The organism is Desulfuromonas svalbardensis (assembly GCF_055389415.1).
In genome coordinates this window covers 1,781,492-1,805,299 of sequence record NZ_AP042416.1, presented here as the reverse complement: position 1 = coordinate 1,805,299, position 23,808 = coordinate 1,781,492, and the positions used below count along the sequence as shown (strand labels likewise).

The window sequence follows — 23,808 nt, the reverse complement described above, 5'->3', positions numbered from 1 at the left end:
AACTTCATGAGCTAACTGATGGCCTTGCTGGCGTCCAATCTCATCTTCCCGTCGTTGCTAATTACACGCTTTAAACCGCTGATACTCGCCATGGAACTCACACCGTATCGCCACGTTCCGCTGTCCTCCGCGATTTTTGCCAACGATGATCTCAGCCCTGCGCTGGTGTTTTTTCAGATTGTGGTCTGCGTCGTCGATGAAGTCTCGGCACTTTTGGCAGTATTCACACTCGCGGAAGGGAAATAAGATCACGTCGCAGTCTTGCTCTATCTCACCAGAATCCCGCAGGTCGGACATTATCGGCTTCTTATCTGGCCGCTCGTCAACCTTTCTGGATAACTGACACAGTATCAGCACTGGGATCTTCAGATCCTTTGCCAGCTGCTTGAGCCCCCTGGTAACAGACCCCACTGCTGCCGAGCGCTGTGGACCATCTGGCATTTCCATTAGCGTTAGGTAGTCAACGACAACTAACTTCAGCCCCCGCTTGCTCTGCATCTGCCGTGCCTTCGTTTTGATGTGCTGGATTGAAACGGTTGATGTGTCATCTACGGCAAAGTCGAGATCCCTTATTTTTTGTGCCGCACCGGTCATGCGTGACCAGTCAGCATCGTCAAAGCAACCGCTAGCAATGTTGGAATATTTCACACCCCCCTCATCGGCAATGATCCGCTCAACAAGCTCGGCAATCAGCATCTCCATCGAAAAAAATAGAACCTGGCCCGCTTGTCTTGCAGCAGACATAGCAATATTCACAGCGATAGCGGTCTTCCCCATACCTGGACGACCAGCAATGGCGTACAGCTTGCCTTCAATTAACCCATTGATCGCCTTATCAAGCCCTTCGATGCCAGTAGGGATACCAACAACCTTTCCCCTGTTTTTATGCCGCTGATCTAGGACACTAAATACTTCAGCAAGGGCATCACCTACTTGCCTCGGTTCGTTATTGGTCGATGGAGCCACTCCAAGCAGCGCCGTCTCTGCGAACTCTATCATTTGCGCAGCAGAGCTGCTTTGAGCCATCCCCGTGAGATCAGAGGCGATTCGCACGATGCGTTTGCAGGTGTTTGCGTCCCGTAACTGCTCACAGTATTTTTTCAGGTGAAAGCGTGAACCATTACCTTCAAGCCACTGCGCCAAGGTTGTTGATGGCACCTCAGTTGCGGAGCACAGGCTAACGATGTCTGCGCTACCGCTTGAGGCTATCTCACTAAACACTTTCCGGTACTGCCCGTCGAAATCATCAACAGTGAGCAGATCTAGTACCGTATAGACTTCTTCTGGGAACGTAAGCAGTGTGCCAAGAATCTCTTGCTGTAAATTTTTCATGGGCAGGTATACTCCTGAAATACGTTTGATCCATCGTGGCGCGAAAACTTTGATTGCTGCTGGTTGCTACCTTCGGCCCACTCAGCTTTGAACCCCACCCAACTACGCTCACAGCACATCGTGATAATTTCACCCCACGGCTTGCCTGATTTTTCAATCTGTGTGGTTAGTCCGTTAAAGGCTGTTTGAGTATTGGCCGCTTTCTTTTTTGAACGCACTAGCATCCAATCTTTGGCGACTTGTTCTTCAACGCCTTTTGCCTTTAGAGACTCAAAGAAATTAAACACACGGTCTTTAGGGTTTATTTCTTTAGTTCTTAACTTCTTTACTTCTTGTTTGTTGTTAGTCGACTGTTGCTCGGCTATTGGTGGGCTGTTAGTCGAAACTTCACCACCCTGAAATAAGTCATAATTACAGATGGTTATTACTGAAAATTGACTGTTAGATTTTCTTGAAACTTCTCTGGTTTTTTTGAGATGTTTCAAGGCTGTCCTGACAGACTGAACCGAAAGCCCCGTCTCTTGGCTCAAGGTTGGCAATCCAGCAACCAATTGACCACGTTCAACCATAATCCCTTTCCAACGCTTTGGTTCATGATTGGCCTTTAAAAGCAGGTGGATAAACAAAACCTTGGTGTTAATGTCTTGGTACCACTCCCAGCTCAAAAGGTCCCTGTGTAGTTTGATCCAACCAGTTGCCATCATTACCGCCTATGCCGCGAGCTTAAATTCCAGAGAAACACGCAAATCGCGCTCTTCACGCCAACAGTGTTCGGTTGTCGCTAATGCCTGTTCAAGTTCTATGATCCGTGCACCCTTGCGCTGATTATCTTCGTACAGGGCTTCGATATGGGCGGCCTGACGCAACAGACGCACTTTGATCTCGTCAGCAATCATACTGCGACCTCTAAATTGCTAGAGATTTCCAAAACCTCGGATTCCTTCCATACTGTGGTTTTAGGACCAAGTTTAATAGACTGAGGGAAACGGCCCGTTTTGATGCCAGCCCACCAAGAAGATGAAGATACGGGGATAATTGGATCAATTTTTTCTTGTGGTCGTCGCGGTGATTTACCAATCTTTCGATTGATGGCCGCTTGTTCTGGGGTTATTTGTGGTTGGCCGATGATTTGGTTTAAACGTAGATAACGATCTGTCTTTTTCATAGTGTCCTCCATTGCACAAGAAGTGATTGTGATGGACTCTACGATACAGAGCAAAAACTCGTATGTCATTGATGTTACTAGGCGAATCGTCGCTCAATAAAAGCGTAATACGATTCGCCTAGAGGTAAGATCAGGAAGATTAGGTAATAATAGAGAGGAGTTCGTTTTTAAGTCGGTCTATCGCTGGAGACAAATAACTATCTAGTCTCGCGTTTTCGTCTACAGACTCACCACTCATTTTTAAAACATAGCGCATAAGCTTTATAGAGACATCATCATCTTGGGAAGGGGCCCTAGTGTTAGGGCTAATACCTTCGCCACGATGATAGTCTTTGTGAGTTGTTTTTGCTTCAATACCACAACTATGTAATGCAAGCACAACCCTGTCGGCTAATTCCAACTTTGCAGCATCAGGTGGGGTATTGGCAGTCTTTTGAGAATGCAGATCTGCTCTCTCTAAGAGAGCAACCAATGGACTTATTTCTCCTGTGGGTGCGCCTAAAAGAAATTTGACATCGCGGATAACGTCAAGTTGTTCTTCATCATAAATCCATTCCCACCCTCTTTGAGGTACTACAGATAGAATTCGTTGAAACTCTTTAGCAAGAAACAACAATCCTGGCTCCTTCTTCTTAGAGTTTGGGTTTCCAAAAAGCGCCCTTCTAGCTTCAGCCACCATACCAAATTGCTCTTGCAATGTTTTTTCCGCCTCATAACACGTCATTGCCGTGTTTAGTTCAATGCGCAATTTAGAAACAGTTTCTGGGTTTTTAAGGCCTGTAATCTGCGAAAGGGTCAGATCAACTTCATCAGAAAGTTTTTCCTGAATTAAGCGACAAATTTCCCCATAAGAACTACCTGTTACCTCGGCCAACTCTGAAATAGTACAATGAGCTTTTTCTATTTGGACAAACATATCTTCGCAAATCCTGAAATCGGTAACCCCAGTAGGCAAATCATGTCCTTTTTGATTTTCTTTTTTTTTCATGAGCCCATCTTTTACAGCCCCTCAATAAAAGATAACGCGTCAGGCTGGTGAGGCAACCAAACTTACCCGCTTATAATTTATGCTTCGCTTCGATGAGATGAAACAACTTGAGTCCCTTGTTTCAAACCATCAAGATAATCAGCCCAGCGCTGCATCATCTTCCGTCGTTCTTCAAGGTGCGTAGTTCGGTTGTATGCCCTGCCTAGAGGATCTTTAACGCAATGGGCAAGCTGTTGCTCGACATACTCAACTTTCTCGTGCAGGACCTCTTCCAAGATTGTGCGAGCCGTGGCCCTAAAACCGTGAGCGGACACCTCTTCTTTGGTAAATCCCATACGTCTCAACCCAGCATTCAAGGTGTTGTCACTTATTGGTTTTGATATCGTACGAATCGATGGAAAAACTAATTCACCTGCACCAGTCAGATCATGTAAGGACTTCAGTACGTCCAATGCCTGCCTAGGTAACGGGACAATGTGTTCAGTCTTGGTTTTTGGTACGACGTAACGCCACTCAGATGTTTCAAAATCTAGATCAGACCATTTCATTGCCCTGAGTTCCCCCGGTCTAACAAACAGCATAGGAGCCAGTTGCAATGCGTGTTTAACAACGGCATAACCTTCGTAATCATCAATCGCACGTAACAAAGGGGCAAGCTTTGACGGTTCCGTAATTGCCGCCATGTGGCCGCGCTCAACCTTTTTCAAAGCACCTAACAGGTCAGTAGTTGGATCACGCTCGACATACCCACATGCGACACCGTAGCGAAACACCTGTGAAGTAATACTTTTCACTCTAAGTGCCAAGACCCCTACCCCCCGACGTTCCATGGGTCGCAGTACCTTATCAAGAATTTGCTTTGGCTTGATCTCAACAATGGGCATATTCCCAATCTGAGGGAAGATATCTTTTTGCAACCTACGCAAATTCAATTTCCTGGTCGATTCGGCAAGATGAACCTGATTGCCGTACCATTCGAGAGCCACTCGCTTGAAGGTGTTCTCTAGGACAGCCTTTGTCTGCTCTCTCCTGTCACTTCGCTCTTGCATAGGGTCAACGCCCTTTACGATGAGTTTTTTTGCCTCAGCACGTAAATCACGAGCATCTAACAGGCTAACTGCTGGGTATGGCCCAAAAGACATCAGCTTTTCTTTACCCAAAAAGCGATATTTGAAGCGCCACCCTTTTGATCCCGACGTAGAGACAAGCAAGAAAAGTCCTCCACCATCGAAAAAAGTTACCTGTTTTCCGTCTTTTGCTTTTGCATTTTTAACGTCAGTATCAGTGAGCGGTTTAGCCCTTCTGGCCATCGTGTCCCCCTTTTAGGTATAGAAATATTGAAAAATAAATACCTATACCTATCCACTATACCTAAAAACAGTGGATGTCAAGACACGGTCTTGGACGTAAAAAGACAAAAAGAAGAACAACCAAAGAGAATTGAACAAAAGGAGAAAACCTGTAACTACCAGCAATATAGGGACGTTCAGGTCGTAACTGGACATTATTGGACGAAAAAAGACAAAGAAAAAGCCCCTGACGAATCAGAGGCTATTTCTTCAAATGGTACCCGGGACGAGAATCGAACTCGTACAGGCCGAAGCCCGAGGGATTTTAAGTCCCTTGCGTCTACCAGTTCCGCCACCCGGGCAAAATGTGAGGCTAGTTTTAATGCATTCCCCACTCTGTGTCAAACAAAAACAATTTTTTCTTTACCGATCCATGTCAACAAAAGAGATTTCTGGCATTTCAGCCAAATATTTATACTTAACACAAAGGTGAAAGAACAGAGTCAATCCCTTTACATGTTGATCCTCTAAAGAATATGACATTGACTGCCAATACTCAACGAGTTGCTCAGCGGTGATCCACTCTTTACCTTGAACACTTTTTGCCAAACTATTTAAATCGGCAAAGGCCATCTTACGTGAGGTCTCTAATTGCTGTTGAAGTTGCAATAATTCATCGGTTAAAGTAGCGAGGCTTTCGCGCCGAACAATCCATAACGCAAAGACAAACGGTAACTGAGTGAATTGGTACCAGAGTTGTGCCAGATCATATTGATACCCCTGCCCCATATATTGTGATGCGGCCCTTAATGCACGATCACCGATCAATAAGACAGGATATTTTTTTTGTAGAAGATCTTCTATTGGCTGCTCTGGCACGAGACATTTAACGTCGCTCCATCCATAATACTCACGCAACAGTACTCGCAGCAAATTAACCGAGGTCGCTGATTCACCGGTAAGATAAATACATTGCCCCTCAAGCTCCTCAATTGGCACAGGAGAAAACAATAAAACGCTTTTAACGCTGTGTAACGCACTAATCGAATGGTGCGGCAACAGGACGTAATCTTTAAAGCGACAGCCATATTCAAATGATGATGAGGGACTGACATCGATGGTTCCTTGAGCTAACATTTCGTTTAACTCGGCGGGCACACCAGCGATTGTGTTTCCATCAAATCCACACTGTGGTAAATAATGAAAAAATGGAACACAATTAAGATAATCAATTCGTCCTAGTTTTAATGTCATCGATTTTTCTACTTTAAAAGAATGAAGGGCGAAAACTTAGCCTCCGCCCTTCACAATCAATTAATATATCTTCCGACTAAATTTCTAAAGCTTTACCCGCTCTAGGAAACTTGTATCAATATCACCTTCAATAAACTCTTTATTATTCATAATTTTTTGATGGAATGAGATCGTTGTCTTAATTCCTTCAATAATATACTCGTCTAACGCTCGCGCCATCCGCTTAATAGCCTCTTCGCGAGTATCAGCATGAACAATAAGTTTAGCGATCATTGAATCGTAATGAGGTAGCACCTTATATTGATCGTAGACAGCACTATCAACTCGTACTCCTAAACCACCAGGAGTGTGATAACCGTCAATCAAGCCTGGGCAAGGCGTGAATTTAACGGGATCCTCAGCATTAATACGACACTCGATCGCATGACCTTGAATCTTAATGTCATCTTGAGTAAAGCGTAGTGGATGACCCGCCGCCGAATTAATCTGCTCTTTAATAATATCGACGCCAGTGATCATTTCAGTAACAGGATGCTCTACTTGAACACGGGTATTCATTTCCATGAAGAAGAAATCATTGTTGGCATCAAGTAAAAATTCGATCGTACCAACACTCGAATAATTGACCGCTTTTGATGCTGCTACCGCACAATCACACATTTTCTGGCGAACTTCTTCTGGTAAAATCGAACATGGTGCTTCTTCTATCAACTTCTGATGGCGACGTTGAATGGAACAGTCGCGCTCACCAAGATGGATGACATTGCCATGTTTATCAGCAAGAATCTGAATCTCAACGTGACGAGGCCGTTCACAGTAGCGCTCCATATAAACTTCAGGATTACCAAAGCCTGACTGCGCCTCAGATCGGGCAGCAGCAAATGCATTCGGCAAAGATGTTGGCGAATGAACAATTTTCATGCCGCGACCACCACCACCTGCTGTTGCTTTAATAATCACAGGGTAGCCAATTTCCCCAGCAATGCGTACCGCCTCTTCGGCCGTAGGCACACCTTCTTTAGTACCTGGTAAAATTGGAACACCAGCGGCAGTAACAGTTTGACGAGCGCTGATCTTATCACCCATAAGGCGCATATTCTCAGCAGTGGGGCCAATAAAGGTCAAACCACAGTTTTCGCAAATCTCTGCAAATTCTGCATTCTCAGACAAAAAACCATAGCCCGGATGAATCGCATCGGCATCGGTGATCTCAGCAGCACTAATAATCGCCTTCATATTGAGGTAACTATCAATACTGGCAGCAGGACCAATACAAACACTTTGATCGGCTAACTTGACATGTAGTGCTTCACTATCGACGTCGGAATGAACCGCAACGGTTTTAATTCCGAGTTCTTTACACGCACGTAAGATACGTAACGCAATCTCACCGCGATTAGCAATGACAACCTTGTGTATCATAATCTCTCCAGAATTCGAATCAGGTGTATTTCAAATTAAGCCTGAAAGTGCAGGATCACAATTACAACTTTTCTACGAGGAACAATGCATCACCAAATTCAACTGGCTGAGCGTTACCTTTGACAAATTCAACAATCTTACACTTGAACTCAGCTTCGATTTCGTTCATCAGCTTCATGGCTTCAACAATACACAATGTTTGCCCTGCTTCAACAATATCACCCACGTTGACATAGTCATCAGACTCAGGAGATGGTGCACCATAGAAAGTACCAACAATCGGTGAGGTGATCGTTTCGTATTTATCATTCACAACAACGTCAGCAACAGGTGCTGCAGCAGGAGCAGCAACGGCTGGAGCAGCGGCAAGAGGTGCAGCATAATTTGGCGCTGACATATGGATCACTTCTTGATCTTTGCCACGCTTTATCACAATGCGTTGTTCTTCGGTTTCCATCTCAAATTCAGTAATATCTGTGTCAGTTACAACTTTGATCAATGTTTTAATGTCTTTAATATCCATCAGATTCTCTCCACTTCATTGTTGATGAAGACTGCCTAGCAGTCACGGCAACATGATATGTGCCTTAATTATTTGCCACATTTTTTATCAAATACGAATAGTTAGATTACTATGCTTTCCAAATTTACCTTAACTTTCGACATGCTTTTACAGCATAAGATCATTGATTGTTACGCGCAGGAAATTTCTTGATAACTCTTTTGACACTGCGTTAAGCAGCGGTATCCATCCATGGACAACAAAACAGTATCTTCAATTCTTACACCACCGACACCTGGCACATAAATACCTGGTTCAACAGTAAAAACCATTCCTGCACTTAAACGTGCTTCTGAACGAGGTGATAACGTTGGCGATTCGTGAACCTCCAAGCCAACACCATGACCTAATCCATGACCAAAATATTTTCCAAACCCATGGTCGTGAATATAATCACGAGCAACACGATCCACCTCTTTGGCTGCCACTGATATCTCCAAAGATTCCAAAGCAAGGTCGTGTGCACGAAGCACTACATCAAACATCGTACGCAATTGATCTGAGACATTACCAACACCAAAAGTAACCGTCTCGTCAGAATAGTACCCATTGCAACGAGTACCAAAATCAATCGTGACTAACTCACCACACTCAATCTTTTTATCAGAAGCAATACCATGTGGTAATGCGCCACGTACTCCTGATGCGACGATAAGATCAAAGGCTTTATCCTCGCCACCTAGTCGGCGCAAGGTAAACTCTAAATCAAGGGCCACTTCTCTCTCGGTCATACCCACTTGAATACGGGGGAAAACCTCCTGAAAAGCGACACAATTCAATCGAGCCGCCTCGTCTAGGAATGAGAGTTCTTCTTCATCTTTAATTTGACGAAGAGAACTTAATTCTTCATCAACAGCTTGAAACGTGAGGGTTGAACACTTGTTTTCAAGGCGGCGAAACTGGTCCACACTTAATACCTTAGATTCAAAACCCACGTGTTTCACTAAAAGAACGTTAAGCTGATGATCAATTGCAGCAAGCTTATCACTATACTCAAGCACATCATCGGCTAACACCTCAGTTTTGGACTGAGTTGTGTAACGTGAATCGGTTAAAAAAAGAGTCTGATGCAAGGTAACAAGTAGAGCACCATCAGAACCTGTAAAACCACAAAAATAGCGAAGACTTACACTCCCCTGTATTAAAAGGGCGTCTAAATTCTTCACTCGTAAGATATCACGAAGCCGATTAACCCGAGACTTTAACATATCACCACATCTTCAGCGAGACTAAAAAAGGAAATTATCCGTTTAAACATTCGATCAAACCATCCACAGCCATCATGTAACCTTTTGTACCAAATCCAGCAATTTGACCAATGGCGACTGGAGCAATAAAGGAGTGATGTCGAAACTCTTCACGAGCATGAACATTCGATAAATGCACCTCAACGGTCGGCAGTGCAACAGCTGATATCGCGTCACGCAATGCCACACTGGTATGGGTCAATCCACCCGGATTGATTACAATACCTGCAAAGCCATCAGCAAAAGCCTTATGGATCTGGTCGATCAGGAATCCTTCAACATTTGATTGATAAAAATGACACTCTATATCCAAATTCTTGCTTAATGCGTGTTGAGTGATTTTTTCGTTAATCTCTGAAAGCGTTTCACTCCCATAGATATTTGGTTCTCGTATGCCGAGCATGTTGAGGTTTGGACCATGTGCAATGAGGATTTTCATAAAATATGTCCTAGCAGGCTATCGAACTTGACGGTCCGTAGCGAGAAATAGACTGCTTGAGTCCAGATTTTCGAGAATTTGAGAGCGAATAGTTGACCTATTTGTCGAGAATTGTCGGGAATATGGTCCAAGTCAGGCTTTATCGCAGTAGGTCCATGTGAAGTCCGACAATTCGCTAAATCAATCTAATGCTGTGCGTAAAAGATTGGCGTCACGGCGAAGTAAATAGCGTCCCTTTGCAGCATTACCATCTCGATCGACAAGTAATGCGACAAAATATTCGCTCGTCAACATCATGAGGAGTATGTTCAATTTCTCGCACTTAACAGCAATCTCCTCAAGTCCACCAACATTAAGAAGTGATGCGGTATGTGCCACCTCGGTGACAATTGCAGCAAACTCTACAACTACGGATTGGGCACCTTCTTCAGAGGTTAAATCAACGCTAAAGTGATCAACAGCAATACCATCACAGCCCATTAAAATTGCGGACCGAGCTCCTGGTGTATGTTCAACTAAATTCTTTAAAATCGGCTTAAACATTGTTCCTCCTACGTTCAATTGCAAACAACCATTGCTCTAATCCCGCAACGTGCCTATCCGTTATATCTTTCGCGCTCTCGTCACCACTGCTCTGCAACAATTCAGCAAGCTTATCTCGATAGTGTTCATTATCTGGATAACGATGTGACAAACTATGATAAATAGAGGTCGCTTTCTCCTTCAAACCTTGACTCAAATAAAGTTCAGCCATCGTCGCAGTGGGCAATAAGATACTCTCATCATGTTCAACCTTAAATGACTTGAGTTGTTCCTTAAGGGGCTCAATGGCTTCATGTTTAGGATCAACACTAACAAGCTGATTGATGTGAATCTGGGCACGCTCACAATGCTGCTGGCGTAGATCTAACTGTATCAGCCCCACTAATGCATCACAGTTGTGTTCATCAAAAGACAAAACACGTTCATAGTACACAATAGCTTCATCAAATTCTTGAAACTTTGTCAGTAAATCAGCAAAAAACAATACCCCTAATACATGGTCTGGATTCTTTTCGATTCCACGCTTTATAGCATCAAGGCCAGCCGCATCCAAGCCAAGCTCACAGTAACAACGAGCCAAAGGTAAAAACACATCCGAAACAGGGTCTATGCGAAGCTGTTCCGTGTAGTCTCGTATCAAACCGAGAAGTTGTGTTTCATTTACAGGTACCTCCACCAATACAGTCCCCTTTATACTTCAACAAAAAGATCAAGGTTTGCAAGTTTTCCACCAAGATTCGACACCGACCGGATTTCATAACCTCCTATGCCACGGTTGAAAATCATGCGTAACACACCATCTTGAACTTTTTTGTCACGTGACATGGCATCCATATAACGTGATAAATCAAAAGACGGCGGAAGCACAGGTAAATGACATTTAGATAATAATTCGACCAGACGATCAACATCCTGCTGCGTACATAACTGTAACTGTTTAGATAACTTAGCCGCGACAACCATACCAATGGCAACAGCTTCACCATGTAGAACGTTACCATAGCCCGACAACTGCTCAACAGCGTGGCCAAAAGTGTGACCATAATTCAAGATAGCACGAACGGATGTCTCTGTTTCATCCTCTTCCACGACACGCGCCTTAATTGCACACGAACGCGTTATCGCTGTAATCAATGCATCACGATCACGGTTAACCAATTGATCAATATTCTCTTCAAGCCACGCGAAAAAATCGCCATCATAGATCATCCCATATTTGATCACTTCTGCTAAGCCAGCAATAAAGTCACGATCAGAAAGGGTACTCAAGGTTTTGACATCAATCATGACATGACAGGGTTGATAAAACGCACCAATAAGGTTTTTACCTAAGGGATGATTGATGGCGGTTTTACCACCCACAGAGCTATCAACTTGAGACAAAAGAGTGGTAGGAACCTGAACAAAGGGTACTCCACGCAAGAAAGTTGCCGCAGCATAGCCCGCCATATCACCAACAACACCGCCACCAAGGGCAACAATACCGGTACTTCGGTCACACTGTTGTTCAATTAATTGAGTGTAGATAGAGTTCAGTGTTTGCGACGTTTTATAACTCTCACCATCAGGGACACTGATCAAATCAACCTTAAAACCTGATTGCTGCAAAGAACTGAGAACAGCACTACCATAGAGAGGCTCAACCGTTGTGTTGGTCACAATCACTGCGTGACGAGGAAACTTCAAACGCTTCAACGTAGTACCTAATGTGCTCAGGCAATCATAATCGACATCAATATCATAACTACGACAATCTAAACCAACAGTAAGTTTTTGCATTTGATTAATCATTCTAGGAGCCTGTCGAGTTTAGCAAATCGTAGCGAGAAATTGGATAATCGTGGGCATATTTTCAAACATTTGAGAGCGAATAGCCAGCCTATTTGTCGAAAATGTGAGGGAATATGCACCGAGTAGACGATTTCGCAGTAGATTTTTGCTAAGCCCGGCAACCTCCTCGGGCAAGGGCTAACAAAATTTGGTCAACGACCTGTTGTGGATTAAGTTGATCGGTAACAATGACCACATCGGCTTGTTGGTAAAGTGGCAGGCGCTTTTTCCACAACTGGTGCAACTCACTATCCGTACCATTTTTCGCCAGAGGGCGATGTGACGTGTCAATCAGGCGTGATGAAATGGTCGACCAATCAGCATGAAGATACACCACGGTACCTGATTGCTTCATGATATGCCAGTTGTCTCCCCTGCCAACAATGCCACCACCAGTTGAAACTACGGCACAATCATGACCTTGCAAGCGAGATAGAGATTCGGTTTCTAGCTCGCGAAAAAACTGTTCTCCCTGCTGTTCAAAAATATGAGAGATTTTTAAACCGATAACGGATTCGACCTCTGCATCGGTATCAAAGAAAGGGCAATCAAGTTTTTCTGCTAGCAGACGACCAACAGTCGACTTGCCAACTCCCATAAAACCAATAATATAAACTGCACGCTCAAATCGTAACGTCATATAAAGTCACTAAAATGAAAAAGGACAGGGCAAGCCCTGTCCTTTATTTTCAACTCAAACAAACGACCTTATTGAACCACGATATGTGGTGTAATGAAGATCAATAGTTCACTGCGATCACTACTGGCACTATTTGACTCAAACAATTTCCCCAAATAAGGAATATCTTTCAAGAACGGCGTGCCAGTATTACTATTTATAGTACTCTCAATAAAAATACCACCAATTACGGTTGTTTCACCATCTTTAAGCAACAATTTCGTTTCTGCTTCTTTTGTATCAATCGCTGGCGCACTGCCTGCTCCAGTCGAAACAGTTGAGCCAATGGTACTGTTCGATGCAATGATTTCTAAAATCACGGTATCGTCAGGATTAACTTCAGGTGTTACTTCTAGCGACAAAGTCGCATTTTTAAATTCAGTAACGGTTCCCTGATCACTGACTGACTGGTATGGAATTTGAGTTCCTTGCTCAATTCGTGCCGATTCACCATCAAGGGTTAAAATGCGAGGTGATGACACAACCTTAACATTACCACTTGATTCAAGAGCTGAAAGTCTCAAACTGATGGTTGTCGAATCCAATCCTACACGACCAAAATTAAGTAATCCTCCTAGTCCCGAGGTGCCAATAGTTGACGGTAAGGCAAATGCTCCCCCCAAACCAAAAGCTAAATCATTAATCGTATTAGTACCAATACCAATCAAACTTGTATCAACATTATCAACGGTATTACCGGCGCCATCATCAGTACTTATCGACGTTGTCTGCACACCGTCAACACGGGTTAAACTACTACTCGTAGTGGCATCACCAACCTTAGTATCGAGGGATCTATTGATGTCACTGGTAGCAACATCATTCGTATAACCAATTCCCCAGTTCACACCAAGATCAAGACCTTCAGTTGTTCTCATCTCAACAATTCGCGCTTCAATCAAGACCTGCTTAACAGGTTCATCAAGCAAAACAAGCAAATCTCTAATTTCAACCAGCTTAGAAGGAATATCCGTTACCATTAACTTTTTGCTACCGTCAATCGCAGAAACTTCACCTTGATCGGAAAGCATGTCTTCAACAACATTTTCAATGGTATCAACATCTTTATAATTAACTTCAAAAATTTGTGTTTGCGTTTCTTCGAGGCGCTTAATCGTTTGCTTAGCCTGTAAGCGCGCAGTCTCCATTGCTTCAATTTGTTTAAGTGGTAACACTCGAACAACATTACCCTGATCTATCGTACCTAACTCTTTAATCTCTAGCACCAAATCAAGAGCTTGATCCCAAGGCACATCATGGAGGCGAAGAGTAATATTGCCACTAACGGCGTCAGATAAAATAATATTTTGATCACTTATTTCAGCAATAAGTTGCATTACCTTACGGATATCTGCATCATCAAAAACCAACGTAACAGGTTCACCTGTATAAACCTTAGATTTAGCGGTATCAGCGCCTAAAGTACTCGAAGCAGATTCAATACTTTGCGATGAACCACCCAAGGACTCAAGAACTTGAGCCACATCATCACTATCATTAACAAATTCGTTCACTTGATCTACTTCAACAGGCACAACAACTGTGCTCAGCTTCGCTGCGGGAGCTTCAGCAAAAGGGCCATCATTCGTACGGAACACCAATGAAGAACCAACAAGATTAACAGTGTAATCAACAGGCCCCTTCATTCGCGCAGCAAACATGACACAACGTTCACCTGCAACGATCGTAGAATATGGGGTAATTTGTAATACAGCACTTGGAAAAACTGACGCATCAACCACCCGACGAAGCGAGCGCGGTATGACAGTGTCTTTCACACCAAAGCGGATGACATCACCATCAACTTCAGGAGAGATCAACTCAGCTTGAGATGAAAGAGAAGCGGTAAAAATAGATTGGCCGTTCCTCGCATCAAAATCAATTATCTCTATTGCATTCGGAGTACCAGGCACTACTGGCGCAGTAACAACTTCCCCCTGAATGCCCCATGATATAATTAATTTGCCATCAACGTGCTCAACTCTTGACTCAGGTAAAACATCATTAAGAGCATCAAACACAAACCGAGTTTTGTCCGCATATAATCCTATGCGCAGTTCTTTAAAACCATCATTAATCGTAAACTTTCGATCACTGAATTCAGGTAGCGCATTTTCAACATCAACAACCAAGCGTGAAGGAGCACCAAGAGTATAGGATTTAAATACCACCACGCTAGAGTCCGTATTCAACACAACACTACCGGTGCTAATGTCTACAGATGTGACAGTAACCATTGCGGACGATGCTTGAACGCTATTCGCACCACCAAAAAGCACAGTTGCCAATAACAGCAGCGAGCACAGATTCATAAGCTTTGTCCGTACATTTGAAATCATTATTAGCACCCCTATTCCCCGTCCCTATGAGGGAGAGTAATTTTTTTAATCTCTGTTCTTACGCCGCCAGAGAAATCACGAAACTGCTCTTCGACGACAACTTCATCCGCTGTTATCTCTTTTACATACCCCTGATTGCGTCCAACCTTTACGCCTAGAGTCAATATATATGCTTTATTATCTGGCGCAATGATCATCGCTCGAGTTTGCCCTTTACCAGAAACAATTGCAGTTAGCCTCAGTTCTTTAACACCAAAACTTTGCAGTGGCGTTTTTGGTTCAAAATCATCTTTTAAAGGTTCACGAACAACCATTAATGACGTAAAAGGGTCTCTGCGATCATTGTAAACATAACGGAAAGCATCCTGTTTAGAACTCTCAACCACTTCAGCAACCACCACAGGTACACTCGTTTTTTTGGTCACTGCACGAGGTTGAACTGTTCGCTTCTGTGGGGGGGGAGTATCATCGCAAGCAGCAAGACTAAACAACGCACCAACGCTTAACAAAACCACGATAAATTTCATCATCTCTTTTTCCCCTTTTTCGAGGGCGTTGGTGGATTTTCTACAAATCGATATGTAACTGCATTCGATGTAATAGACAACTGCGTTTGGCCATCAGTCGTTTTAGCCTTACCTAGGGTAATATTTTCAATATTAACAATTCGGTCTAACTGTAGTGGTCAACTAATTTCGGACAGTACGTTAGGTTCTTTTTCTGCAACAGCTGGTGCAAGCCCATCATTTCTCTGATGTGGCCGTTGCCAGTTGTAGTAATCCATCAAGTATTTACCAATGTCTTTCTTTGCTTCGCTGAAGCTCAAATAACCTTTTGATGGCATCCATTCACTTTTGTAGCTACGAAATACGCGTTCCATTGGGGCATTGTCCCAACAATTTCCTCGCCGACTCATGCTTTGCTTTATCTGGTAACGCCATAATCTCTGACGAAAGGTTTTGCTGCTGTATTGGCTGCCTTGATCTGAGTGGAACATCACACCCTGTGGTTTTCCTCGTAGTTGATATGCATGATCAAGTGCTGCAATGGCTAAATCAGCATCGACTTTTTCAGATACACTCCAACCAACAACTCGGCGCCTACAAAGATCCAAAACGACGGCAAGATACATCCATCGTCCGTGTGCCCAAATATAGGTAATATCGCCGCACCATAATTGATTCGGTCGTTTCACATCGAACTGACGGTCTAAATGATTCGGTATGTCTGGTCGCTCCACCTTTGCTACTTTGTATGCGGGTGGTTTGGGTTGTTTACTAACTAAACCGGCTTCCTTCATCAAGCGACGAACTTTAAACCGACCAATGATTTCACCCTGTTCACGTAATTTGGTGACGATGCTCCGACTGCCCGCTGATTGGCGACTGGCATTGAATATTTCCGTTGCTTTGGCTCGAAGACGTAACCTTGTAATATCTATCCTTGTTCGTCGCTGTAGATGATCATAGTAGCTTGAACGTGGTACTGAAAATAGTGCGCAAAGTTTGCGAACATTGCTATGCTCTCTTAATTGGGTGATCAACCTGAACGTTTTATATCGTCCGACATCAAGAGAGCGGTAGCCTTTTTTAGTATCATTTTATCGGTCTCTAACTCTTTGATTCGTTTTTCCAGTTGTTGAATACGTTGCTGCTCTGGCGTTAACGCTGCAGCTTTAGGAGTTCCGCCACCATATTCTTGTTCGAGTTGGTTAACCCAACGGCTGATGGCGGTAGTACCAACATCCATCGCACGGCTGGCTTCAGTAACAGAGTAGCCCTCATTGATAACCAAGTTGGCGGCTTCTCGTTTAAACTCTTTCGTAAATGATCGTCTTCCCATAGCTATGAACACTCCTTGTTGATGGCTCAATATACCACCTTAAGTTGTGTCCGGCTTTAGTAGACCACTTCAAACATCGAAACGGCCTCACAAAACAACGCCATTTCGTGATATGACCCTGAAAGCTTTAGAGAGACGGGGACTTTGGCATAGAACCCTTGTGCCACTTCTTTTGCTGGTTTAAATTCAATAATTTCTAACCCGTTATCACGAGCTAAGCCTGCAATACTCGACAATAAACTCGGTATTTCACTCTTATTGGGCAACTCATTTAGAGCCAATTCAAGACGCTCTTTCATTTGCTCATATTCGGCTTTAAACCGAGGTAAATTATTGGCAATACGTCGGCTCTCTTGCAATTTAATCAGCAGTTTGTCGTTTTTAGCATTCTCATTAACTAGCGTTTGTTGCGCAGGCAATTGCAAAAAGTAAACATACCCGCCAATAATTAGACCAACAACAAGCAATAACAACAATAGGCGTTGGTATAGTGGCAACTTTAAAATATTTTCTATCCGAGGATCCATTGTTATTCCTCCTATTTAGCTGAATCTGGAGTAGGTTTTTGTTTCTCAACTTGGCAACTCAGATCGAAAATTTGTAACCGCATGCCGCTCTCAACTTTTTGTTTGGTAACTTTCAATAACACATTTTGATAATATGGAGAGGCTTCAAGTTGTGTCATGAAATCCGCGACATCATCCTCACTCAGACCAACACCCTTCAGAGTAATCTGACCACCCTTCTCTTTATAGTCGGTAATCCAAAGTTTTTCAGGAAGTGCACTTATGAGGTCATCCATCAAGTGAACAGGGCCAGACTTGGCTGCCTTCAAAGTCGCTAAAACCTCGAGTTTATTTCTCAGTTCTTCTTGAAGTTTTTTAAACTTATTTACTTCACCAATTTGCTTCTTAAGCTTGGCTATTTCTGTATTGTTTCGACTGATTTCACTCTTAACAGAGCTAATTTCAGATTGTAATGACGAATAGAAGGTAAAGCAACCAACTACAGTAACCAACACCACAAACGCACCAACAATAAGCTGATTACGAAGTTGTTCTTTTTTTTGAGCCGCTTTAATAGGAAGTAGATTGATACGAATCATAATTTATCTCCCACCTTGCGGGTTGCCAAACCTGCAGCAACAGAGAAAAACGGCGCAACCGATTTAACATAATCAAGATCAAAATCCTTTTCACTCACAACCATTCGACTAAAGGGATCTAGCACCTCAACAGGCATATCCAACCCAGTAGATAAGGAGTTAAGAACATTGTCAGTTAACGTGACACCACCTGTTATATATATTTTCTGAATACGCTCATCAGCGAATGTTGCAGAAAAGAAATCTAGCGCGCGACGAACTTCCTGTACTAAATTATCGGTAATTTCTTGAATCGCAACCTTAACAAGTGAAGGATCAACACCAGCGAGCTCTCCACCAAGTTTTAGATCCTCAGCATCTTGAGTATTGAGCCCAAAACGTTTTTGTAGTTCCTCATTGTAACTATTGCCGCCGAATTGAATATCACGAGTAAATACAGAGACAGACTCTTTCAATATATTGATTTGAAGCCCGCTCGCGCCCATATCGACAAGTCCAACAACATCAAACGTCTCATCGTCATAAACTGAGCAATAAATATTTTCAATGGCGAAGCAATCAATATCCATAACAACCGGATTGAGTCCACCCTCTTTTAATACCGAGATGTATTCATCAACAAAATCTTTTTTTGCGGCAACAAGAACCACTTCCATCTGACCTTGATCGTTTTGGTCGGGACCAAGAATGTGGTAATCGAGAAAAACTTCAGACATTTCAAAGGGGATATACTGCTCAGCCTCCCACTGGATTGACTTATCAAGTTCATCTTCAGTCATGAGCGGCAAAGAGATTTTTCGGATAATAACAGAGTGACCTGAGACAGATGCGGCAACATCCTGTGACTTAATATTGTTTCGAGATATCAAGTCGCGAATTGCGCTAACAACGACACTCGAATCCATAATAGAATCATCAACAACCGCTTCAGGTGGCAAAGGTTCACGATCTAACCCTTTTAGTTGAAATCCATTTTTAGATTCTTGTAACTGGACGAGTTTGACAGAACTAGCGCCAATATCGATTCCAACAATATCTTTCCTTGATCCAAACATAGATAAGATCCTACGGTAAGAGATGGTTGCTAAGAACACAGAAGAACAACAGCGTCTTCCTGTAATTACACGTATTTGATTATAGGGATTTTTAAAGGTGCGTCAAGAATAATTAAAAAATAACAAGTTGGCGAAACTGGCGTTAATAATAAAAGCTAAGGTACCACCGAATGATTACGGGGCCCCAGAATAAGTAGACAATACTTGCAATGGCCAAAAAAGGGCCAAAGGGGATCGCCAAGCGACCATTTTCACCCTTAATTAACATCAGCGGCACGCCAATCAGCGTGCCAGCAAGAGAACTTAAAAAGATAATCGGCAACACCGCTTTCCAGCCTAAAAAAGCACCCAGCATTGCCAAAAGTTTAATATCTCCCCCGCCCATCCCTTGTTTCTTTGTCAACAGCTCATAACCCGCCGCCACCGCGAACAAACTACCACCACCAAGCAATATTCCGAACAGGGAATCCTGCCATGAGAGCCACGGCAACATAAACGAACAGCCAAAGCCAACAACAATGCCAGATAAACTAATCACATCAGGGATGATTTGATGATCAAGATCGATAAAAGTGATAACGACTAAAGCAGAGACAAACAGGAAGAATACTAATGCTGGCGAACTAAAACCAAAAAACCAAAAAACCAACACGAACAAACCACCATTGAGTGCTTCAATTAACGGATATCGCCATGATATTTTCACCTGACAAAATGCACACCTGCCGCGTAAAACTAAAAAACTTAGAATCGGGACATTGTGATACCAACGCAATGTTGTTTCACAACTCCCACAGCGCGACGGTGGGGAAACAATCGATAGCCCAGCAGGGATTCGGTAGATACAGACATTAAGAAAGGAGCCAATAACTGCCCCCAAAATGAAGACAGCACACAGTAGAAAGGTTTCACTCAGTACATCTATTGGCATAAGATATTGTTCCAATAAAAGGATTAAACAACCTACACCCTAATCTAGCGGGAAGGGCGATCCAGCGACAACAATTGATCACGCCAATGCAATTCAAAATCTACAAAAGTGGGGATAACGGAGAGGAAACCAGGAACCAAACTTTCTAACTCGGGGGGATATACACCATAGGTATCAAAATATTGCTGAATCGCCTTTTCAACACCAATCGCCTGATTAAACACTTCAATTTCATCACGGTAGCGTTGCTTCATCACTTCATCGGATTCAACGGCGAGCATCGACTGCAACGAAATAAGCCCTGCATATAAATTGCCGCCACGCGCAGATAAAATTGCGGCAAAATGACCAAACCATGTTGGCGCACCATCGCGTGAAGCCAACTCAGCAAACACCTCCGAGGCACGTTGTGGCTCGTTCATGTAGTAAAAATAGTTAAAACCACGAAAAAAGTGGATGATGATATCCTGCTGACCACCAGTACCGGTATAGCGGGCTAAAATAACATTGGCGATACCAGCATATGTGGGTGAAATATGGGGAAGAGTAGCCTGACACAAATAATAGGGGTCAATGAATTCGGGATAAATACTCGTAGCAACATCAAGATTAGAACTTAGGCTATTAGCATTTTTTTCCATAACAGCCGCAGGGAGGTTGCTGCCATTAAACACTGCACACTTGACAAACAATAACTCGGCACCAAGCTGTTGAAAAAAACCTAATACTGCACGTTGAACAACTGCTGGCAACGGCGGCGCTAAGGTCGGCAACACACGAGTGGCCAGTTGCTGTTGCTGTTGCTGTGAAAAAACCGCCAGATATACGCCGGCAACTATGACAAAAGTAACAGCAAAACGTTTCATCGCAAATCCTTGCGACCATAAACGAAACAGGCCAACAATAAAACCAGCACTGCGTAAAGCAATACGGTAAAAAAATTAACGGCTACCTCATTTAGCGGCAGTAATACCTGAGCTGAAACGACATATGCTTTAAAATCCAGAGGGGAGAAATCGGGAAATAGTGCCGACAACCACACTAGAAACTGGCCACGTAATTCTGGATTGCTGCCAGAATTTTGCAACACCGTATCGCGAACGACAGGCAAACCAGAGCAGATTAAATAATAGGAGAGCGACATCAGTAGCACAGTAAAACTGCCGCGAATCAAACCAGACAGCAACAGGATCACGGCCAGCAGGGTTAATTCAATCAACGACACTCCCAACCAGGTTAACAGGTAATGAGTGGTTGAAAAATAGCTGAAATAAACTGGACCAACCTGCCCTTTAATAGTAACCAACACGACATAACCCACCCCAGCCAGCAATAGGTTCAAGAGGAGCAGCAAGGTTGTTAGCCCAACAAACAGGCCCAACACATATTCCGCCCGCGACAGTGGTCGAGCTAAGATAGTATGAATTAGACGCTTATTGCCCCCCCACGCTGTAATGTTTACGGCATGAACAAACAGGAAGATCAAACCAGTTAAAAAGCTGATGGAAAAAATAAAGTCGCTTGAAACTCGGCCAATATCACGGGGGATAAAACCAAAGAACAGCAACCCTCCCGCTTCACACGCCACAGCCAAACAGAGCAAACCAATAATAGCGTGGGAACGCATACCATCAATCACAATAATCCGCGATAAACTAGTGATTCGTCGCCAACAACTAAGCATTTCCACCACCATCCCCCTGTATCACGGCTAAAAAGGCCTCTGTGAGTGATGAAACACCTTGTTGCTCACACAACTGATCAACCGTGCCATCAAACAACTTTTGACCATGATGCAACACCAACAAGCGGTCAGCCAAACGATCCACATCCTCTAAAATATGAGAACAGAACAGAATAGTTTTACCTTCCCCCTTAAGTCGGTGAATTAAAGCGATAATTTTTTCTCGCCCAACAGGATCTAGGCCGCTCATCGGTTCATCCAAAATCAATAATTCAGGGTTGCCAATCAGAGCCACCGCCAAACTTGCTCGCTGCTGCATCCCTTTAGAATAGGAGCGTAACGGTCGATTACGAACATCCCACAGTTCAAGTTCTCGCAGCAGTAATGCGCCGCGCTGCTTAATCTCTCTGACGGATAGGCCACAAGAGGTTCCAGCAAAGCGGAGCATATCCATCACCGTTAAATTAGCAGGAAACGTTGCAATTTCAGGCAAATAGCCAATGGAAGAACGCAAGGATGAATCATTAACATCTTGGCCTTTAATAGTTATCTCGCCGCAATCAAGGCCAATAAAATTCATCAGCAGGTGAATACAGGTACTTTTCCCTGCACCATTCGCTCCAACAAGTCCCAACATACAACCTTGTTCTAGGTCGAATGAAACCGACTTTAAAGCTGTATGCGCCGAAGAGCCTAACTCTTTCGGGTATGTTTTCCAAACTTGATCGAAATGAATCAGCCGGTTTGCTAACATATCGACAACCTTTATGCCATAAATGCTTATAAAAATAGGCACTGCTCGACAACACGAACAGTACCTATTTTCGTTCTCAAAATACTTTGTTACACGCTTGCCATTGTACCATAAATCTAATTATAAAACGGTATAAGCATTTGTGCTTGGCCCGTTAATAACCACGCCACCCGGTGCAAAGTCATCAACAGCAACAGTAGATGCAGGCTCTTCACCACCAGCTATTGCTACACCGATATTTACAGCGGCTCTATCAGCATAAATATTTGTAGTATCTCCATCGGTACCATAAAAACTATCACCTTGAAGATGTTTTGCCAAAGTTGTAAAGCTACCACCTGTACCATCAGTAGTCGCTACGAGATTAACACCATTACTAAGTGGAATTTGTAGATCCTGAGCAGCACCATTTATATCAGTACCAGTAATGAGGTCTGTGACATTATTACCACCAACGCAAAGACCACCAGCACCAAAGACACCCGCTCCAGCACCAACTGCGGCTTCTTCACTTGCACCAAACACGCGCCAATCACCAAAAAATGCCGCTTCAGATACCGAGACATTACGAACATCTGATTGACTGGCAGAGTTAAATGCACGAACTCGATACGCTGCAAACTGAGGGATAGCAATGGCGGCCAAAATACCGATAATAGCAACAACGATCAACAGCTCAATGAGGGTAAAACCCTGCTCATTCTTTTTAAACTTATTTAACATAATCTTGTTCCCCTTTCGTGAGAAAAACAGTGGGCCGAATATTTCGACCCGTCGGTTAATAAACATTTGCGAACAGTAACACTATTCACCATCTTTGTTAAAATCTTTTTCACATACAAACTATTTAGTAATAATTACTCTGCCTTCAGACTCTAACAACTACAATTACTATGCCAGATTAGCCGAACCGCAGCACCGCCCACTTAAACAGAGATTGGTCGATATGTATCAAGCCTACGAAGGCGTAGAATAACAATTTACGCGTGTTGATGTGACGTTTTTTGTCACCCCCTTCTCGCGCCAAGGAAGATCAGAATCTAACACAGGAGCGTTCTCACACGGAGGCTCAAAGGCACCAAGAAGAGAAAAATCAAGAACTATCAATCTTCTGGGTTCAAGATCCGCCCTTTGTGGCTTTGTGTGAGCCGATCCTGACTTTAAATCAAAAGCGTTCTCTCACGGAGCCACAAAGTCACTAAGAAGGGCTAAATCTAAAACAACCCATAGCCTTCTGGTTTCAAGTCCTCTTTGTGGCTTTGTGTGAGTCGGTTCACGCATGAAAAGATTATCGTAACAGCCACAACGCTTTGACACTAAGACACTAAAGCGCTACAATACATAAAAT

Annotated in this window: 27 protein-coding genes and 1 tRNA gene; all 28 read right to left on the bottom strand. The window is 43.4% G+C overall.

Annotated features, from left to right (window positions below):
- Positions 1-57: 57 nt before the first annotated feature.
- A complete protein-coding gene (locus tag ACZ5KY_RS08155; RefSeq protein WP_464243398.1) occupies positions 58-1,332 on the bottom strand; it encodes a replicative DNA helicase in 1,275 nt (424 codons plus the stop codon).
- A complete protein-coding gene (locus tag ACZ5KY_RS08150) occupies positions 1,329-2,033 on the bottom strand; it encodes a hypothetical protein (RefSeq protein ID WP_464243397.1) in 705 nt (234 codons plus the stop codon). The genes ACZ5KY_RS08155 and ACZ5KY_RS08150 overlap by 4 nt, the downstream gene beginning before the upstream one ends.
- 9 nt (positions 2,034-2,042) lie before the next feature.
- Positions 2,043-2,228: a hypothetical protein gene (locus tag ACZ5KY_RS08145; protein ID WP_464243396.1), complete on the bottom strand. Its 186-nt coding sequence runs from the start codon at positions 2,226-2,228 to the stop codon at positions 2,043-2,045.
- The gene (locus ACZ5KY_RS08140) at positions 2,225-2,497 is read right to left on the bottom strand and encodes a helix-turn-helix transcriptional regulator (RefSeq protein ID WP_464243395.1); all 273 of its coding nucleotides are present in this window, start codon (positions 2,495-2,497) and stop codon (positions 2,225-2,227) included. Before ACZ5KY_RS08140 ends, ACZ5KY_RS08145 begins: the two co-directional genes overlap by 4 nt.
- Positions 2,498-2,636: 139 nt before the next feature.
- Entirely contained in the window at positions 2,637-3,485 is an 849-nt protein-coding gene (locus ACZ5KY_RS08135; protein WP_464243394.1) for a hypothetical protein, read from the bottom strand.
- 77 nt (positions 3,486-3,562) lie between these two features.
- A complete protein-coding gene (locus ACZ5KY_RS08130; protein ID WP_464243393.1) occupies positions 3,563-4,795 on the bottom strand; it encodes a tyrosine-type recombinase/integrase in 1,233 nt (410 codons plus the stop codon).
- 254 nt (positions 4,796-5,049) lie between these two features.
- Positions 5,050-5,136, bottom strand: a tRNA-Leu gene (locus tag ACZ5KY_RS08125).
- A 61-nt stretch (positions 5,137-5,197) separates the two neighbouring features.
- Complete coding sequence (locus ACZ5KY_RS08120) at positions 5,198-6,028, bottom strand: menaquinone biosynthetic enzyme MqnA/MqnD family protein (RefSeq protein ID WP_464243392.1); 831 nt, start codon at positions 6,026-6,028, stop codon at positions 5,198-5,200.
- A gap of 84 nt (positions 6,029-6,112) precedes the next feature.
- Positions 6,113-7,450 carry an acetyl-CoA carboxylase biotin carboxylase subunit gene (accC, locus tag ACZ5KY_RS08115; protein WP_464243391.1) on the bottom strand — a complete coding sequence of 446 codons (1,338 nt, stop codon included), beginning with the start codon at positions 7,448-7,450 and terminating at the stop codon, positions 6,113-6,115.
- A 61-nt stretch (positions 7,451-7,511) separates the two neighbouring features.
- Positions 7,512-7,973, bottom strand: a complete 462-nt coding sequence (accB, locus tag ACZ5KY_RS08110) for an acetyl-CoA carboxylase biotin carboxyl carrier protein (RefSeq protein WP_464243390.1) — start codon at positions 7,971-7,973, stop codon at positions 7,512-7,514.
- A gap of 170 nt (positions 7,974-8,143) precedes the next feature.
- Entirely contained in the window at positions 8,144-9,220 is a 1,077-nt protein-coding gene (locus ACZ5KY_RS08105) for a M24 family metallopeptidase (protein ID WP_464243389.1), read from the bottom strand.
- Positions 9,221-9,254: 34 nt separating this feature from the next.
- Positions 9,255-9,698 (bottom strand): type II 3-dehydroquinate dehydratase, encoded by a 444-nt coding sequence (gene aroQ, locus ACZ5KY_RS08100; protein ID WP_464243388.1) that lies wholly within the window; start codon positions 9,696-9,698, stop codon positions 9,255-9,257.
- A gap of 180 nt (positions 9,699-9,878) precedes the next feature.
- Positions 9,879-10,241, bottom strand: a complete 363-nt coding sequence (locus tag ACZ5KY_RS08095; protein WP_464243387.1) for a roadblock/LC7 domain-containing protein — start codon at positions 10,239-10,241, stop codon at positions 9,879-9,881.
- On the bottom strand, positions 10,234-10,917 hold the full coding sequence (locus ACZ5KY_RS08090) for a tetratricopeptide repeat protein (RefSeq protein WP_464243386.1): 684 nt from the start codon (positions 10,915-10,917) through the stop codon (positions 10,234-10,236). Before ACZ5KY_RS08090 ends, ACZ5KY_RS08095 begins: the two co-directional genes overlap by 8 nt.
- A gap of 14 nt (positions 10,918-10,931) precedes the next feature.
- Entirely contained in the window at positions 10,932-12,020 is a 1,089-nt protein-coding gene (gene aroB, locus ACZ5KY_RS08085; protein ID WP_464243385.1) for a 3-dehydroquinate synthase, read from the bottom strand.
- Between the two features lie 160 nt (positions 12,021-12,180).
- Entirely contained in the window at positions 12,181-12,711 is a 531-nt protein-coding gene (locus ACZ5KY_RS08080) for a shikimate kinase (protein WP_464243384.1), read from the bottom strand.
- 68 nt (positions 12,712-12,779) lie between these two features.
- The gene (gene pilQ, locus ACZ5KY_RS08075) at positions 12,780-15,089 is read right to left on the bottom strand and encodes a type IV pilus secretin PilQ (RefSeq protein ID WP_464243383.1); all 2,310 of its coding nucleotides are present in this window, start codon (positions 15,087-15,089) and stop codon (positions 12,780-12,782) included.
- Between the two features lie 11 nt (positions 15,090-15,100).
- Positions 15,101-15,619 (bottom strand): pilus assembly protein PilP, encoded by a 519-nt coding sequence (locus ACZ5KY_RS08070; RefSeq protein WP_464243382.1) that lies wholly within the window; start codon positions 15,617-15,619, stop codon positions 15,101-15,103.
- Positions 15,616-15,756, bottom strand: a complete 141-nt coding sequence (locus tag ACZ5KY_RS08065; RefSeq protein WP_464244649.1) for a hypothetical protein — start codon at positions 15,754-15,756, stop codon at positions 15,616-15,618. Before ACZ5KY_RS08065 ends, ACZ5KY_RS08070 begins: the two co-directional genes overlap by 4 nt.
- 18 nt (positions 15,757-15,774) lie before the next feature.
- Positions 15,775-16,931 (bottom strand): IS3 family transposase gene (locus ACZ5KY_RS08060; protein WP_464242671.1). Its coding sequence is split into 2 segments (ribosomal slippage): positions 15,775-16,682 and positions 16,682-16,931, totalling 1,158 coding nucleotides; the frame shifts between segments, so codons are not numbered across the junction.
- Positions 16,932-16,987: 56 nt separating this feature from the next.
- Positions 16,988-17,458 (bottom strand): type IV pilus inner membrane component PilO, encoded by a 471-nt coding sequence (locus ACZ5KY_RS08055; protein ID WP_464243381.1) that lies wholly within the window; start codon positions 17,456-17,458, stop codon positions 16,988-16,990.
- 11 nt (positions 17,459-17,469) lie between these two features.
- The gene (locus ACZ5KY_RS08050) at positions 17,470-18,036 is read right to left on the bottom strand and encodes a PilN domain-containing protein (protein WP_464243380.1); all 567 of its coding nucleotides are present in this window, start codon (positions 18,034-18,036) and stop codon (positions 17,470-17,472) included.
- On the bottom strand, positions 18,033-19,091 hold the full coding sequence (pilM, locus tag ACZ5KY_RS08045) for a type IV pilus assembly protein PilM (RefSeq protein WP_464243379.1): 1,059 nt from the start codon (positions 19,089-19,091) through the stop codon (positions 18,033-18,035). Before pilM ends, ACZ5KY_RS08050 begins: the two co-directional genes overlap by 4 nt.
- A 142-nt stretch (positions 19,092-19,233) precedes the next feature.
- Entirely contained in the window at positions 19,234-20,022 is a 789-nt protein-coding gene (locus tag ACZ5KY_RS08040) for a prepilin peptidase (protein WP_464243378.1), read from the bottom strand.
- A 44-nt stretch (positions 20,023-20,066) separates the two neighbouring features.
- Positions 20,067-20,888, bottom strand: coding sequence for a hypothetical protein (locus tag ACZ5KY_RS08035; RefSeq protein WP_464243377.1), 822 nt, complete (start codon positions 20,886-20,888; stop codon positions 20,067-20,069).
- The gene (locus ACZ5KY_RS08030; RefSeq protein WP_464243376.1) at positions 20,885-21,706 is read right to left on the bottom strand and encodes a hypothetical protein; all 822 of its coding nucleotides are present in this window, start codon (positions 21,704-21,706) and stop codon (positions 20,885-20,887) included. The genes ACZ5KY_RS08035 and ACZ5KY_RS08030 overlap by 4 nt, the downstream gene beginning before the upstream one ends.
- Positions 21,699-22,460 carry an ABC transporter ATP-binding protein gene (locus ACZ5KY_RS08025; protein WP_464243375.1) on the bottom strand — a complete coding sequence of 254 codons (762 nt, stop codon included), beginning with the start codon at positions 22,458-22,460 and terminating at the stop codon, positions 21,699-21,701. Before ACZ5KY_RS08025 ends, ACZ5KY_RS08030 begins: the two co-directional genes overlap by 8 nt.
- Before the next feature lie 120 nt (positions 22,461-22,580).
- A complete protein-coding gene (locus ACZ5KY_RS08020) occupies positions 22,581-23,183 on the bottom strand; it encodes a type IV pilin protein (protein WP_464243374.1) in 603 nt (200 codons plus the stop codon).
- Positions 23,184-23,808: the final 625 nt, after the last annotated feature.